General features: G+C 42.7%; 12 protein-coding genes. All 12 read right to left on the bottom strand.

Going from position 1 to position 14,446, the window contains the following annotated elements:
- Positions 1 to 59: 59 nt before the first annotated feature.
- Complete coding sequence (gene pnp, locus CW370_RS04215) at positions 60 to 2,177, bottom strand: polyribonucleotide nucleotidyltransferase (RefSeq protein ID WP_003231897.1); 2,118 nt, start codon at positions 2,175 to 2,177, stop codon at positions 60 to 62.
- Between the two features lie 172 nt (positions 2,178 to 2,349).
- A complete protein-coding gene (gene rpsO / locus CW370_RS04210) occupies positions 2,350 to 2,619 on the bottom strand; it encodes a 30S ribosomal protein S15 (protein WP_003220957.1) in 270 nt (89 codons plus the stop codon).
- A gap of 156 nt (positions 2,620 to 2,775) precedes the next feature.
- Positions 2,776 to 3,726: a bifunctional riboflavin kinase/FAD synthetase gene (gene ribF, locus CW370_RS04205; RefSeq protein WP_101169492.1), complete on the bottom strand. Its 951-nt coding sequence runs from the start codon at positions 3,724 to 3,726 to the stop codon at positions 2,776 to 2,778.
- A gap of 18 nt (positions 3,727 to 3,744) precedes the next feature.
- Positions 3,745 to 4,674, bottom strand: a complete 930-nt coding sequence (truB, locus tag CW370_RS04200) for a tRNA pseudouridine(55) synthase TruB (protein ID WP_101169491.1) — start codon at positions 4,672 to 4,674, stop codon at positions 3,745 to 3,747.
- 81 nt (positions 4,675 to 4,755) lie between these two features.
- The gene (gene rbfA, locus CW370_RS04195) at positions 4,756 to 5,109 is read right to left on the bottom strand and encodes a 30S ribosome-binding factor RbfA (RefSeq protein ID WP_009967251.1); all 354 of its coding nucleotides are present in this window, start codon (positions 5,107 to 5,109) and stop codon (positions 4,756 to 4,758) included.
- A gap of 16 nt (positions 5,110 to 5,125) precedes the next feature.
- Complete coding sequence (locus CW370_RS04190) at positions 5,126 to 5,404, bottom strand: DUF503 domain-containing protein (RefSeq protein WP_003231905.1); 279 nt, start codon at positions 5,402 to 5,404, stop codon at positions 5,126 to 5,128.
- On the bottom strand, positions 5,401 to 7,548 hold the full coding sequence (gene infB / locus CW370_RS04185) for a translation initiation factor IF-2 (RefSeq protein WP_101169490.1): 2,148 nt from the start codon (positions 7,546 to 7,548) through the stop codon (positions 5,401 to 5,403). Before infB ends, CW370_RS04190 begins: the two co-directional genes overlap by 4 nt.
- A 19-nt stretch (positions 7,549 to 7,567) precedes the next feature.
- Complete coding sequence (locus tag CW370_RS04180) at positions 7,568 to 7,870, bottom strand: YlxQ family RNA-binding protein (RefSeq protein ID WP_003220946.1); 303 nt, start codon at positions 7,868 to 7,870, stop codon at positions 7,568 to 7,570.
- 1 nt (position 7,871) lies between these two features.
- Positions 7,872 to 8,147 (bottom strand): glucose-induced regulator RulR, encoded by a 276-nt coding sequence (gene rulR / locus CW370_RS04175; RefSeq protein WP_009967250.1) that lies wholly within the window; start codon positions 8,145 to 8,147, stop codon positions 7,872 to 7,874.
- A gap of 13 nt (positions 8,148 to 8,160) precedes the next feature.
- Positions 8,161 to 9,276 carry a transcription termination factor NusA gene (gene nusA / locus CW370_RS04170; protein ID WP_003231912.1) on the bottom strand — a complete coding sequence of 372 codons (1,116 nt, stop codon included), beginning with the start codon at positions 9,274 to 9,276 and terminating at the stop codon, positions 8,161 to 8,163.
- Between the two features lie 34 nt (positions 9,277 to 9,310).
- Positions 9,311 to 9,781 carry a ribosome maturation factor RimP gene (gene rimP / locus CW370_RS04165; RefSeq protein WP_003231915.1) on the bottom strand — a complete coding sequence of 157 codons (471 nt, stop codon included), beginning with the start codon at positions 9,779 to 9,781 and terminating at the stop codon, positions 9,311 to 9,313.
- Positions 9,782 to 10,110: 329 nt separating this feature from the next.
- Positions 10,111 to 14,424: a PolC-type DNA polymerase III gene (locus CW370_RS04160; protein ID WP_015252086.1), complete on the bottom strand. Its 4,314-nt coding sequence runs from the start codon at positions 14,422 to 14,424 to the stop codon at positions 10,111 to 10,113.
- Positions 14,425 to 14,446: the final 22 nt, after the last annotated feature.

Below are 14,446 nucleotides of genomic sequence, written 5' to 3'. Positions count from 1 at the left end.
CTTTTGAAAAGCTTCAAAATAAAGAAGCCGGGTCTCCCAGGCTCCTTTTATGTTTTCATTTAAGATTGTTGTTCTTCTTTTTCTTTCTCTTCACGGAGCACCGCTTTGCGGGACAAATTCACTCGTCCTTGTTTATCAATTTCAGTGACTTTGACAAGAATCTCGTCTCCGATTTTTACAACATCTTCAACTTTCCCTACGCGTTCAAGCGCAAGCTCTGAAATGTGCACCAAACCGTCTTTTCCGCTGAAAATTTCAACGAAAGCCCCGAATTTTTCAATCCGTTTCACTTTACCTAGGTAAAGCTGGCCGACTTCAACCTCTCTAACAAGGTCTTCGATGATTTTTTTCGCTTTTTGGTTGCCGCTTTCATCTGTAGAGGAAATAAAGATTGTGCCGTCCTGCTCAATATCAATTTTAACACCGGTTTCTTCGATGATCTTATTGATTTGTTTTCCGCTTGGTCCGATGACATCGCGGATTTTATCAGGATTAATGGTCATTGTTAAGATCTTAGGCGCATATCGAGAAAGCTCTTTTCTTGATTCGCTTAATGTTGCAAGCATGCTGTTGAGGATTTCCATTCTGCCCTTTTTCGCCTGCTGAAGCGCTTCTTCAAGAATCTCTCTGGAAAGGCCTTCAATTTTAATGTCCATTTGCAGGGCCGTTACGCCTTTTTCAGTTCCCGCTACTTTAAAGTCCATATCTCCGAGCGCGTCTTCCATGCCTTGAATGTCAGTCAAAACAGTGTAATGTTCGCCTGATTTGACAAGACCCATCGCAATACCAGCAACTGGCGCTTTAATCGGTACACCGGCATCCATCATTGCAAGTGTGCTTGCGCAAATGCTTGCTTGAGATGTAGAACCGTTTGATTCAAGCACTTCTGAAACAAGACGGACAGTATAAGGGAAGTCTTTTTCAGACGGAATAACTGGCTCAAGCGCACGCTCACCCAGTGCTCCGTGTCCGATTTCACGACGTCCAGGTCCGCGCATCGGTCCTGTTTCCCCAACGCTGAATTGCGGGAAGTTGTAATGATGCATAAACCGTTTCGACTCTTCGACACCTAAGCCGTCAAGGATTTGCACATCTCCCAGAGCACCTAGCGTACATACGCTGAGGGCCTGAGTTTGTCCCCTTGTAAACAGACCTGAACCGTGCGTTCTTGGCAAGAGGCCAACCTCTGAAGAGAGCGGGCGGATTTGATCGACACCGCGGCCGTCCGGTCTTACTTTCTCTTCAGTAATCAGGCGGCGAACTTCATTTTTTACCAGCTTGGATAAAATCTGCTTCACTTGCTTGATTGTGTCTTCATCATGTTCTTCATCCTCGAATTTTGCCACAACTGCGTTCTTCACTTCGTTAATGGCATCTTCACGGGCATGCTTTTCATGAACTTGGATGGCTTTCAGCAGATCCTCTTCTGCCAAAGCTTTTACTTTTTCATTAAGCTCTTCATCAATTTCAAAAAGCTTAATTTCAGATTTCTCTTTGCCGACTGCTGCAACAATTTCTTCTTGGAATGCAATCAGGCGTTTAATCTCTTCATGACCGAACATAATGGCTTCAAGCATGATTTCCTCAGGAACTTCGTCCGCTCCCGCTTCTACCATGTTAATCGCATCTTTCGTGCCGGCAACGACAAGATTGATGTCGCTTTTTTCAAGCTGATCGACTGTCGGGTTAATGATAAATTGATCATCAATGCGTCCGACAGTAACCCCTGCAATCGGTCCTTCAAACGGAATATCCGATACAGAAAGTGCAAGAGATGAACCGAACATGGCTGCCATTTCTGAAGAGCAGTTTTGGTCAACACTCATGACAATGCTGATGACTTGAACTTCATTACGGAATCCATCGGCAAACAAAGGACGGATCGGACGGTCAATTAAACGGCTGGCAAGAACCGCTTTTTCACTTGGACGTCCTTCTCTTTTAATAAATCCGCCCGGAATTTTCCCTACCGCATATAATCTTTCTTCATAGTTTACAGTAAGAGGGAAGAAATCAAGCGGTTTAGGTTCTTTTGAAGCGGTTGCTGTACTAAGTACTGCTGTATCACCGTAGCGGATCATCACAGCACCATTTGCCTGTTTGGCAAGCTGGCCGGTTTCAACGGTAAGCGTTCTTCCGGCCCAATCTATGGTAAAGACATGTTTTTCTTGTCCCATACGATTACGAACTCCTCTCTTCGTTGTGTGAAATAATCAATTACTCCTATTATGAACGAAATGAATTGAACATATCAATGTCAAAGTAGTATGTAAAAGGATTTCAATGATTTGTTATAAGAAATTTCGCTTTAATACGATAAAAAAGCGGGAATCCTCCCGCTTTTTACGATTATCGACGTAAGCCTAGTTTGTTAATTAACTCACGGTAACGAGTTACGTCTTTATTACGCAGATACGTAAGAAGATTACGACGCTTACCTACCATTTTAAGAAGACCGCGACGTGAGTGGTGGTCTTTCTTGTGAGTACGTAAATGCTCGTTCAAGTTGTTAATTGAGTCAGTTAGGATAGCGATCTGAACTTCTGGAGATCCAGTATCAGATTCGTGTGTTTTGAACTCATTGATGAGTTGATTTTTACGCTCTTGAGTAATTGCCATCCTGTTTCACCTCCAAATCATATTTAGCCCCAGTTACCTAGCAACCGTCGGTGACTTCGGATTGCCAAGCAATGGTTTTAAGACTACGAGAACTATCATACTAAAAAACGCGCCTATATGCAAATATTTTAGAATAAAATTTGTGTACATTGCAAGTTATTTCCGCAAATTGCTGAAATAACGGATGGCTTCCTGCTTATCTTTCTCAATTTGCTCAGTTAATTCTTTGATGCCATTGAATTTCCGCTCGCTCCGAATCCGTTTATACCATTCGATTTTTATAGCGGCTCCATATACTTCCTGATCGAAATCAAACAGATTGACCTCGATGGAAGGCTGCTCAGGGCGCTTTTCATAAAACGTCGGCTTATAGCCGATATTGCAAACGCCATTGTAAACTTCGCCGTTCACTTCCGCTTTTACGGCATATACACCTGTGGGCGGAACGATATAGCTGTTATTTAAACCGACATTTGCTGTCGGAAACCCGATGGTCCGTCCTCTTTTATCACCATGAATGACAATTCCTTTAATAAAATAAGGCTGTCCAAGCAAGACATTCGCCAATTCAACATCTCCGTTTTGAAGCGCGGTACGGATATACGAAGAACTGATTTTTTTATCTTGCTCCGTCAATTTTTCTACCATTGTGCACCCAGCTTTTCCGTCTAAATCATCTGGCATGGTCTCCATTGTTCCCTTGCCGTATTTGCCGTACGTAAAGTCAAAGCCTGCCACTGCATGCTGCACATTAAGGCCGATAATATACTGGTCTATAAACTGCTTAGGAGAAAGAGAAGCAAACACTTCATTAAATTTAACGACATACAGAATTTCTGTGCCTAATTGTTCAATTTGGTTTATTTTGTCTTCAAGAGGCGTAATCAGATCCTTTGGTTCCTTATCTCTGCCCAACACGTGAGAAGGATGGGGATGAAAGGTCATCACAGCTAATGTCAGACCTTTTTCTTCGGCTATTTGCTTCGCTGTGCCGATTACCTTTTGATGCCCGAGATGAACGCCGTCAAAATAACCTAACGCCATCACTGATTTAGCCTGCTCCTCTTTTATTAAATGATGAGGATGTGTAATATGTATCGTCTTCACAGAACGGTCACCTTTTTTCTATTGTTCGCTTTTTTGCATCAATACTTTTGCCGGCTTTAACAGCCCTTTTTTTGCAGGATGAGGGAAATAGATCGCCAAGCAGGTTCCGGATTCAGTAAAGACGGCAATACGCTCTTCACTTGTCATTTCAGAAAACTGCTCAGGCGTCTCAAGCAAAGCCCCATTTTCTACTTTCTTAGCTAATGTATCACTTATGATCCATTTCGGCAAATGATTGAGCGCACGTTCAATAGAAACTGTATGCTCTTCCACGGTTCCGGATTGGGCCTGTGCTTCGAGCTCATCAAAAGTAAAGCATTCGTCGAGAGAAAAATCTCCGGATGCCGTACGGATTAAATGAGACATATGAGCCGGATATCCGAGCTTTTCTCCGATCATGACCGCCAGCGTCCTTACATAGGTCCCTTTGGAGCAAGTCACTGTAAACCGGAAGCTTGCGGTTTCTCCATGATGTTTAATCTCTGTCGTCAGGGCAATGTCTTCAATGGTTATCATACGTTTCGGACGTTCTACTTCAATCCCTGCTCTTGCGTATTCGTATAATTTTTTGCCGTTTACTTTTACAGCGGAATACATAGGCGGAATTTGTTCTTGTTTACCCTTTAAACTGTTTAAAACCTTTTCTACATCCGCTTTATCAATGTCGTGATTAACAGGCTTTGTTTCCACCGTTTCTCCGGTTTGATCCTCTGTTGTGGTTGAAAAGCCCAGCGTTATTTCTGCATCATACGTTTTAGATTTTTCAGTTAAGTATTCGACTATTTTTGTCGCTCTTCCTACACAAATCGGAAGCACGCCTGACACTTCCGGATCGAGCGTTCCTGTATGTCCTACTTTTTTTGTTTTTAACAGCTTTCGGATCTTCATGACACAGTCGTGCGATGTCATGCCAACAGGTTTATGTAAAAGGAGAACTCCGTTAACCATTTGCCTTTCACTCCTTCTTTTGAGTTTTTTTCTTTTAAACGAAGAAAGAGGACAGACGATATACGCCTATCCTCTGATTTTTTATTCAGATGGTTTCTCTGAATGTAATTCGTGAATCAGTGTTTCGATCCGATTTCCGTAATCGATTGATTCATCGAACTCAAATTCAATTTCAGGCGTTTTTCGAAGTCTGATGCGGCTGCCGATTTCGGATCGGATAAATCCTTTCGCCTTTGCCAGCCCTTTCAGCGCTTCTTCCCGTTTTTTCTCGTCACCGAGAACCGAGATATACACCTTTGCAATTTGCAAATCACCTGATACACGTACATCCGTTACTGTCAGAAAACCAATTCTCGGGTCTTTCAGCTTGCGGCTGATAATATCACCGAGTTCTTTTTTCATTTGCTCGCCGACACGGTTTGCTCTCATACTCAATTCAATCACCTCTAAGTTAAAACCACTCTGTCCTAGTGATCGTCCGTTCAATTTCAGGAAAAGAATCGATAAACGCTAGGACGCGCTGCAGTTCTTTTTCTGTTTGAACGCGAGAGGAAGAAACAGCGGCGATTCCAAAGCTGGTTCTTTGCCAGGTGTCCTGATAGCCAATCTCCGAAATCGAAACATTGAACTTGTTTTGAACCCTGGTTAAAACCCGCTTCAGAACGGCACGCTTTTCTTTTAGCGATCCTGCATCATAAATGATGCATTCACACTCCGCAAATCCGATCACGTTCTTTCAATTTCTTGCATGACAAACGCTTCAAGGATGTCACCTTCACGAATGTCATTGTATTTCTTAATTGTAATACCACATTCATAGCCTTGTGAAACTTCTTTCACATCGTCTTTAAAGCGTTTCAGAACATCTACTTCGCCTTCAAAGATGACGACGCCGTCACGAATTAAACGGAGGCCGCTGTCGCGCGTAATGGTTCCTTCAGTAACATATCCGCCGGCAATTGTACCGATTTTAGATACTTTGAATGTTTGGCGTACTTCTACTTGACCAATTACTTTTTCTTCATATTCAGGATCAAGCATACCTTTCATGGCAGCTTCAATCTCGTCGATTACTTTGTAAATGATACGGTGAAGTCGAATATCTACATTTTCAGCTTCAGCCGTACTCTTAGCATTTCCGTCCGGTCTCACATTAAACCCAATAACAATTGCATTGGAAGCAGATGCCAAGATAATGTCAGATTCAGTAATCGCACCAACGCCTGTATGGATGATTTTCACTTTAACGCCTTCTACTTCAATTTTTTGAAGTGCAGCCGTTAAAGCTTCAGCAGATCCTTGAACGTCAGCTTTTACGATGAGGTTGATGTCTTTTACATCACCTTGCTTAATTTGCTCGAATAAATCATCAAGACTGAGCTTCGCTTTATCGCTGCGCTGCTCTTCAAGCTGTTTCGAAGCACGGGCTTCACCGACAGAACGAGCTGTTTTTTCATCCTTAAAGACAAGGAATTGGTCTCCCGCTTGAGGGACATCATTCAAACCGGTAATTTCAACCGGAGTTGACGGGCCGGCAGTTTTCACACGGCGGCCAATGTCGTTGACCATTGCACGGACACGGCCAAATGTATTGCCGACTACGATTGGATCACCGACATGCAATGTTCCAGTCTGCACGAGCAATGTCGCGACTGACCCTCTGCCTTTATCGAGTTCAGCTTCAATAACCGTTCCTTTTGCCTGACGGTTCGGATTTGCTTTCAGTTCCTCTACCTCACTGACAAGCAAAATCATTTCAACGAGCTCATCAATGCCTTTTCCTGTTAAAGCGGAAAGCGGTACAAAAATGGTTTCTCCGCCCCAAGCTTCAGGGACAAGTCCGTATTCCGTCAGTTCTTGCATCACGCGGTCAGGATTGGCGGATTCTTTATCAATTTTATTCACAGCAACGATGATTGGAACCTCTGCTGCTTTTGCATGGTTAATCGCTTCTACTGTTTGCGGCATGACACCGTCATCGGCAGCTACGACGAGAATCGTAATATCAGTTACTTCTGCACCGCGTGCACGCATTGTTGTAAATGCGGCGTGGCCCGGTGTATCCAAGAACGTGATTTTCTTGCCGTTCTCTTCAATTTGATAAGCACCAATATGCTGAGTGATTCCGCCTGCTTCTCCTTCAACAACCTTTGTTTTACGGATGCTGTCAAGAAGCGTTGTTTTCCCATGGTCAACGTGGCCCATGATTGTCACGACAGGAGGACGAATTTCAAGATTCTCTTCATTATCAGGCTCTTCGTATTTTTCCAACTCTGTTTCTTCAAGCACAATGACCTCTTCTGTTTCAACACCATATTCTGATGCAATGAGTTCGATTGTGTCTTTATCAAGCTCTTGGTTAATAGTTGCCATTACGCCAAGAAGCATCAGCTTTTTAATGATTTCTGAAGGCTCTTTGCCAAGCTCTTCAGCAAGTGCGCCAACCGTTAAAGTGCCAGAGAATGTAATTTTCTCAGGAAGCTCCTTTTTCGGCTTTACAGGCTTTTGCTGATGTTGGTTTTTATTGTTGTTGTTGCGTTTATTTTTTTTGTTGTTGTTATTCTTCTTGTTTTTGTTAAATTGATTATTCTGCACGTCATTCTTCTTTCCGTCTCGAATTTTATTTGGTTGATTTCCAGCTGATTGCTGATTAACCCCTTGTGGCTGTTTGTTTTTGTTCGTTTCTGCTGGCTGTTGAGATTTAGCGGCTGCGCCGCCTTTTTTATATTTGGCATCAAGCTTTTTAATGGCCTTTTCTTCAAGCATGGCCATGTGATTATTCACTTCTAAATCCATGTTCTTCAGTGCGGTCAAAATTTCCTTACTTGAAACATTTAACGCTTTTGCATATTCGTATACTCTCATTTTAGCCATTCGTTCACCCCCAAAAATATTAATCGAGCAAGCTGATCAGCTTATTCGCAAAACCTTGGTCAGTGACGGCGACAACGACACGGGCTTCTTTACCGATAGAGCGTCCAAGAACCGCGCGACTCTCGACTTTTTTATAAGGGACTTTATAATAATTGCACTTGTCAGTTACTTTTTTTGCTGTGTTAGATGATGCATCCTCTGTAAGCAGGACAAGCTTTGCACGCGCATTCCTGATTTCTTTTATTACCAAGTCTTCGCCTGACACGACCTTACGAGCTCGATTGGCCAGACCCAGCAAGGGAAACCATTCCATTCCAGACATTTTATTTTTTCACCTTTTCCGCCAGTTCCAGCAATTCATCGAAAATCTGGTCATCGATTTGTGATTGAAATTGATTTTGCAAAGTGTTTTTCTTTTTTGCTGCTAAGATGCACTCTTTATCCAGCGTTAAATAAGCACCCCGCCCATTCTTTTTTCCAGTCGGGTCTACTGAGATTTCGCCTTCTTTCGACCGTACAACTCGGATCAGTTCCTTTTTAGGCTTCATTTCACCAGTCACTACACATTTGCGTAATGGGATCTTTTTGTGTTTATTCACCTAAAGTCACCTCTTATTCATCCGATTCAGCAGTTTCAGGCTCCGTAAAGAGCGGCTCATCATCTTCTTCAAGTTCTCTCGGATAGATTCCAAGTTCTCTTGCGTCCGTTTCGCTCTTAATATCAATCTTCCAGCCTGTCAGTTTAGCAGCTAAGCGTGCGTTTTGTCCTCTTTTGCCAATTGCCAGAGACAGCTGGTAATCAGGAACAATAACAGTTGTCGCTTTTTCTTCTTCATTAACAATGACATCAAGCACTTTGGAAGGGCTGAGCGCATTCGCGACAAATTCTACAGGATCACTGGACCAGTTGACAATGTCAATTTTTTCACCTTTTAATTCATTGACGATTGCTTGCACACGCTGGCCTTTAGGCCCTACGCATGAACCGACAGGATCCACGTCAGGATCATCTGTGCGAACAGAAATTTTTGAACGGTCGCCGGCTTCTCTGGCAACAGATTTTAGCTCGACAGTTCCATCATAAATTTCAGGCACTTCAATTTCAAACAAACGCTTTAACAGGCCTGGATGTGTTCTTGACACATAAATCTGCGGGCCCTTCGTTGTTTTTTCTACTTTTGTGATATATACCTTAATGCGGTCATGGGGCTTGTAGCTTTCATTCGGCATTTGCTCATTAACCGGCAGCAAGGCTTCTATTTTGCCTAAAGACACGTAGATAAATTTATTGTCCAGACGCTGGACGATCCCTGTCATGATGTCTTCTTCACGGTCGATAAATTCAGAATAAATCACACCGCGCTCAGCTTCGCGCACACGCTGTGTGACGACCTGCTTCGCTGTTTGAGCAGCTATGCGCCCGAAATCCTTAGGTGTAACTTCGATTTCGACGACATCGCCGACCATATATTCCGGATGGATGCCCTGCGCCTCTTCAATTGAGATCTCTAATCTCTGGTCGTATACTTCGTCAACGACATCTTTTCTTGCAAATACACGGATGGAGCCAGTTTCACGGTTTAGATCCACCCGTACATTTTGCGCTTGATTAAAATTCCGCTTATAAGCAGAAATTAACGCAGCTTCGATTGCTTCGATGATAATTTCTTTACTGATGCCTTTTTCTTTTTCAAGAATCGTGAGAGCATCTAATAATTCACTGCTCATTTAACGGTCTCCCCCCTTAAAACATTTGTATTCATTAGAATGTAACAGCTAATCTTGCATTAGCTATCTTTTCATACGGAATATTGATCCGTTTCTTTCTTGTTTTGATCGTGATCTCAACTGTCACTGTTTGTCCATCAAATTCAGCCAGTTCACCTTCAAACACTTTTACGCCGTCAATAGGCTCATACGTCTTAATGTATACGTTTTTTCCTAGTGATTTTTCGAAATCGGCTTTTTTCTTTAGCGGACGCTCAGCTCCTGGAGATGAGACTTCAAGAAAGTAATTTTGGCTGATTGGGTCTGCCTCATCAAGCTTTTCGCTTAAAGCTTCGCTTACTTTGGCACATTCCTCAATATCCACACCGTCATCGGAATCAATAAACACGCGAAGGAACCAGCTTTGGCCCTCTTTGACAAATTCAATGTCAACGAGTTCCAGCTGAAGGCTGTCTACGATTGGCTGAGCCATTTCTTGAACGGTGTCAGTCACTTTTTTGCTCATGTTCTTCCTCCTTGTGCTGTCGATCTCATATTCGTCTCGTCACTCTGCATAAAAACCCTGCTTCAAAAGAGCAGGGGCTAAAAAGTAAACGATGAACATGTCGAGACAAAATTCTCCTGTTCAATACAAAAGAGCGGGTTTCCCCACTCTTTGCCTCGGTAATCGTTAGCATTTCCAATAAAACTATACCATAACCATATTTTTATTGCAAATGGATATACGCTTACCTTCATACCTAAGCAAGTGACAGAAACTCTAATATTACGATGGCACTTTTTGCGCTTATGTATGCATAGAAGCAGAATTTCTGAGAAATTCTGCTTTCCATATTAGAACAGTGACAATTGGTTTTGATCAGGCAGTGATTCCAGACAGCCATGGCGATCTAAGTACTCTAAAATCGTTTTTGATACTTTCCCTCTCTTTTGCAAATCTTCTTTTGAAAGGAATTCGCCTTCTTCGCGAGCTTTTACAATGTTCAAAGCAGCGTTCGTCCCTAACCCTGGAATAGAGTTAAACGGCGGAATAAGACTGTTGCCGTCAATAATAAACTCTGTAGCACTGGAGCGATATAAATCGACTTTTTGGAATGAATAGCCTCTCTCACACATCTCAAGCGCTAATTCTAAAACAGTCAGAAGGTTCTTTTCCTTCGGTGAAGCATCAAGTCCTTTAGAGTTTATATCCTCCATTACCGCTCTGATTGCTGTAGAGCCCTTGATCATTGTATCGATATCAAAGTCATCTGCACGAACGGTAAAATAAGCCGCATAATACAAAAGAGCATGATGCACTTTAAAGTAAGCAATGCGGACTGCCATTAAGACATATGCCGCGGCATGGGCTTTCGGGAACATGTATTTAATCTTTTTACAGGAATCAATATACCAGTCTGGGACATTGTTATTTTTCATTTCTTCTTCCCATTCAGGCGTTAATCCTTTTCCTTTACGCACGAATTCCATGATTTTAAAGGCAAGGGACGGTTCAAGGCCTTGATAGATTAAATAAACCATAATGTCATCACGGCAGCCGATAACCTCACTCAGCTCACAAATATTATTGTGGATGAGCTCCTGTGCATTGCCAAGCCATACATCAGTTCCGTGAGACAAGCCTGAAATCTGAACGAGCTCAGAAAAAGTGGTCGGCTTTGTATCTTCAAGCATCTGCCGGACAAATCGGGTTCCGAATTCAGGAATTCCAAGAGTGCCCGTTTTACAGCCAATCTGTTCTTCAGTCACACCGAGTGATTCGGTTCCCTGGAAGATCTTCATCACTTCAGGATCATCCGTCGGAATTGTTTTCGGATCTATTCCGCTTAAGTCTTGAAGCATCCGAATAACAGTCGGGTCATCGTGTCCGAGAATATCAAGTTTTAACAGGTTGTCATGGATGGAGTGGAAATCAAAATGAGTCGTTTTCCACTCTGAACCTGTGGCATCTGCCGGGAACTGGATCGGTGAAAAATCATAAATATCCATATAATCCGGAACTACGATAATACCGCCAGGGTGTTGTCCAGTTGTACGTTTTACACCTGTGCATCCCTGTACGAGCCGATCTATTTCGGCACCGCGCATATGAAGATTGTTGTCTCCGGCATAGCCTTTTACATAACCGTAGGCTGTTTTTTCTGCCACCGTGCCTATTGTTCCCGCACGATATACATTGTCTTCTCCGAACAATACTTTTGTGTAATTGTGTGCTTGCGGCTGATATTCCCCTGAGAAGTTCAAATCGATATCAGGTACTTTGTCCCCTTTAAATCCTAAGAACGTTTCAAATGGAATATCATGGCCGTCTTTTTTCAAAGGCGTTCCGCAATGAGGACATGTCTTGTCAGGCAGGTCAAAACCAGAACCGACAGAACCGTCATTAAAGAACTCAGAATGCTGACACTCAGGACAAACATAGTGCGGCGGCAGCGGGTTTACCTCAGTAATCTCAGTAAGTGTCGCAACTAATGAAGATCCTACGGAACCACGGGAACCAACGAGATACCCGTCATCTAGTGAACGTTTTACAAGTTTGTGAGAGATCAAGTAAATAACAGCAAATCCGTGGCCAATAATACTCTTTAACTCTTTTTCAATCCGCGCTTCGACAATTTCAGGCAGCTCTTCCCCGTAAATGCTTCTTGCACGCTGATAGCTCATTTCTCTGATCTCTTCATCAGCGCCTTCGATTTTCGGCGTATATAAATCATCTTTAATCGGCTTGATGTCATCAACTAAAGAAGCAACCTTTTGGGTATTGGTGACTACGATCTCCTTCGCTTTTTCTTCACCTAAGAAAGAAAAAGCTTCAAGCATTTCGTCTGTCGTTCTGAAATGCACTTTCGGCAGTTCATGCCTATTCAGCGGATTTGCCCCGCCTTGTGAGGATATTAAAATCTTTCTGTAGATTTTATCCTCATCATTCAAGTAATGAACATTTCCCGTAGCAACAACCGGTTTATTAAGCTTTTCCCCCAGCTTCGTGATATTCGCAATAATTTCTTTCAGCGCTTTTTCATCACGGACCAGTTCAAGCTCCAGCAAGTGACGATACACTTCAGGCGGCTGAACCTCAAGGTAATCATAAAATGACGCGATATCTTCCACCTCTTCAGGCGATTTTTGCATCATTCCCTCAAAAACCTCTCCCCTGTCACAGGCAGAACCGATCAGAAGCCCTTCCCTGTATTTCTCAAGCTGAGATCTCGGAATACGCGGCACTCTGTAAAAATAATGAATATGAGAAAGTGACACAAGCTTAAATAAATTTTTAAGTCCCGTGCTGTTCACGGCAAGTAATGTTGCATGATACGGTCTTGATCTTTGATAAGCATTGGACTGACCCATATTTTCATTCAACTCATCATGGTACTGAATGCCTTTTTCAGCCGCGTCTTTCAGCATTTTCAGAAGCAAATAAGCGGTTGCCTCAGTATCATAGATCGCACGGTGATGCTGTGTGAGTTCGATATCAAACTTTTTACAAAGTGTGTTCAACCGGTGGTTCTTAAATTCCGGATAGAGAAAACGTCCAAGTTCAAGCGTATCAATGACTGGGTTTTTAGCTTTTTCGACTTCAAGAAGCTTTTTATAGGCTACATTTAAGAATCCCATATCAAAGCTTGCATTATGAGCGACAAGAATATCATCGCCAATCCATTCTCTGAAATCTCTTATTACATCTACGACATCCGGAGCGTCTTGTAGCATATCATCTGTGATCCCTGTCAGCTCTATGATTGTGGCGGAAAGCGGACGATGCGGGTTCGCAAACGCCTCAAATTTATCAATAATTTCTCCGCCTTTTACTTTTACTGCAGCCAGCTCAATAATGGTATCGTATACAGCAGACAATCCTGTCGTCTCAACGTCAAAAACAACATATGTTTCTTCTTCGAGCAGACGATGTGCGGCATTATAAGCAATTGGCACGCCATCATCCACGAGATTCGCTTCCATCCCGTAAATCATTTTAATTCCATGCTTTTTGGCCGCAGAATACGCATCAGGGAAGGATTGAACGACAGCATGGTCGGTCAAAGCGATGGCCTCATGCCCCCATTTTTTCGCTTGTTCGACAAGCTTTCCGATACCCGTAACAGCATCCATTTGGCTCATTGGGGAATGAAGATGCAATTCCACTCTTTTTTCTCCTTCAGGTGCTGAATCTTCACGGGTTTTTGCTTTTATTTCGTTTACGTCATTTGCGATCATGACAAGGTCTCTGACAAATGTATCATTTTGAATGCTTCCGCGTGCTTTTACCCACATTCCTTTTTTCAGAGACTTCATCAGTGCCGCATCTTCTTTTTCACGTGCAAACATTTTGATCAAAATACTATTTGTATAGTCTGTAATTTTGAAGATACACAGCGTGCGCCCGCTCTTCAGCTCGCGCGTCTCCACATCAAACACATAACCTTGGACCGTAATTCTCCGTTCTTCGTCCATGATGCTGTCAAGTGTCCGGATTTCTTCGTTATCTTTAATTTGATAACCGATAACAAGAGGGCCAGATGGTGCTTGGTCTTCATCACTTTCTTTATCTTTCTTCTCCATTTCAATCAAGGCCTGCATCGCCCGCTCTTGGTCTTCTGCAAGCTTTTGCTCCCGAAACTTTTGAACTTCCTGCTCGGATACAAATATTTCAGCATCAAGCTGAAGATCCGGAAAGCCAAATTGACGGTAGCCTGCTTGAATCATGGAACTGTATTTGTTTTTTAGCGCAGCCGCTTCTGTATCCGTTTTGGTTTTGACAATCAGTTTATTGCCCTTCAGCTTCGGTTTTTGCTGGTTTAAAAGACTGATAATCGGCGGCGAAATGCCCTGCAGTTCTTCAATGCAGCGTGACCAGTAGTCTTGAACGATACTTTCACTGACCTCGGCATCCTGAACTTCAATTGAAGATGTCACTTTTGCTATGTGGGCAAACGATTGCGTCAGCCTCGTTGTTAATGTGTCATATATTTGAAAAGGCAGCAAAGATTTAAATTGAAAATGAAAATGCCAAGACTTAGAAGCTTTGTGAATTGTCAGCTTTTTAATCTCGCCATGTTCAAAGTATGTCATGAAGGTATCATCTGTCATATTAATCTGCTGCAGAAGAATTTGAAACTGCCTTCTGTTTACTGATAACTGTTCCATTAAGACAGTATCCCTCCCTAAA

The organism is Bacillus sp. SN32 (assembly GCF_002837495.1).
Lineage (GTDB): Bacteria > Bacillota > Bacilli > Bacillales > Bacillaceae > Bacillus > Bacillus subtilis.
The sequence above is the reverse complement of the archived record's forward strand: the minus strand, read 5'-3'. Positions and strand labels throughout refer to the sequence as shown.

What these genes read in the sequence shown, in the direction of transcription:
- nusA (WP_003231912.1), bottom strand. Translation starts at nt 9,276, where the DNA reads ATGAGCAGTGAATTATTAGATGCTCTCACGATTCTTGAAAAAGAAAAA.
- infB (WP_101169490.1), bottom strand. Translation starts at nt 7,548, where the DNA reads ATGGCTAAAATGAGAGTATACGAATATGCAAAAGCGTTAAATGTTTCA.
- CW370_RS04180 (WP_003220946.1), bottom strand. Translation starts at nt 7,870, where the DNA reads ATGTCTGGAATGGAATGGTTTCCCTTGCTGGGTCTGGCCAATCGAGCT.
- pnp (WP_003231897.1), bottom strand. Translation starts at nt 2,177, where the DNA reads ATGGGACAAGAAAAACATGTCTTTACCATAGATTGGGCCGGAAGAACG.
- rpsO (WP_003220957.1), bottom strand. Translation starts at nt 2,619, where the DNA reads ATGGCAATTACTCAAGAGCGTAAAAATCAACTCATCAATGAGTTCAAA.
- CW370_RS04160 (WP_015252086.1), bottom strand. Translation starts at nt 14,424, where the DNA reads ATGGAACAGTTATCAGTAAACAGAAGGCAGTTTCAAATTCTTCTGCAG.
- rimP (WP_003231915.1), bottom strand. Translation starts at nt 9,781, where the DNA reads ATGAGCAAAAAAGTGACTGACACCGTTCAAGAAATGGCTCAGCCAATC.
- truB (WP_101169491.1), bottom strand. Translation starts at nt 4,674, where the DNA reads ATGGTTAACGGAGTTCTCCTTTTACATAAACCTGTTGGCATGACATCG.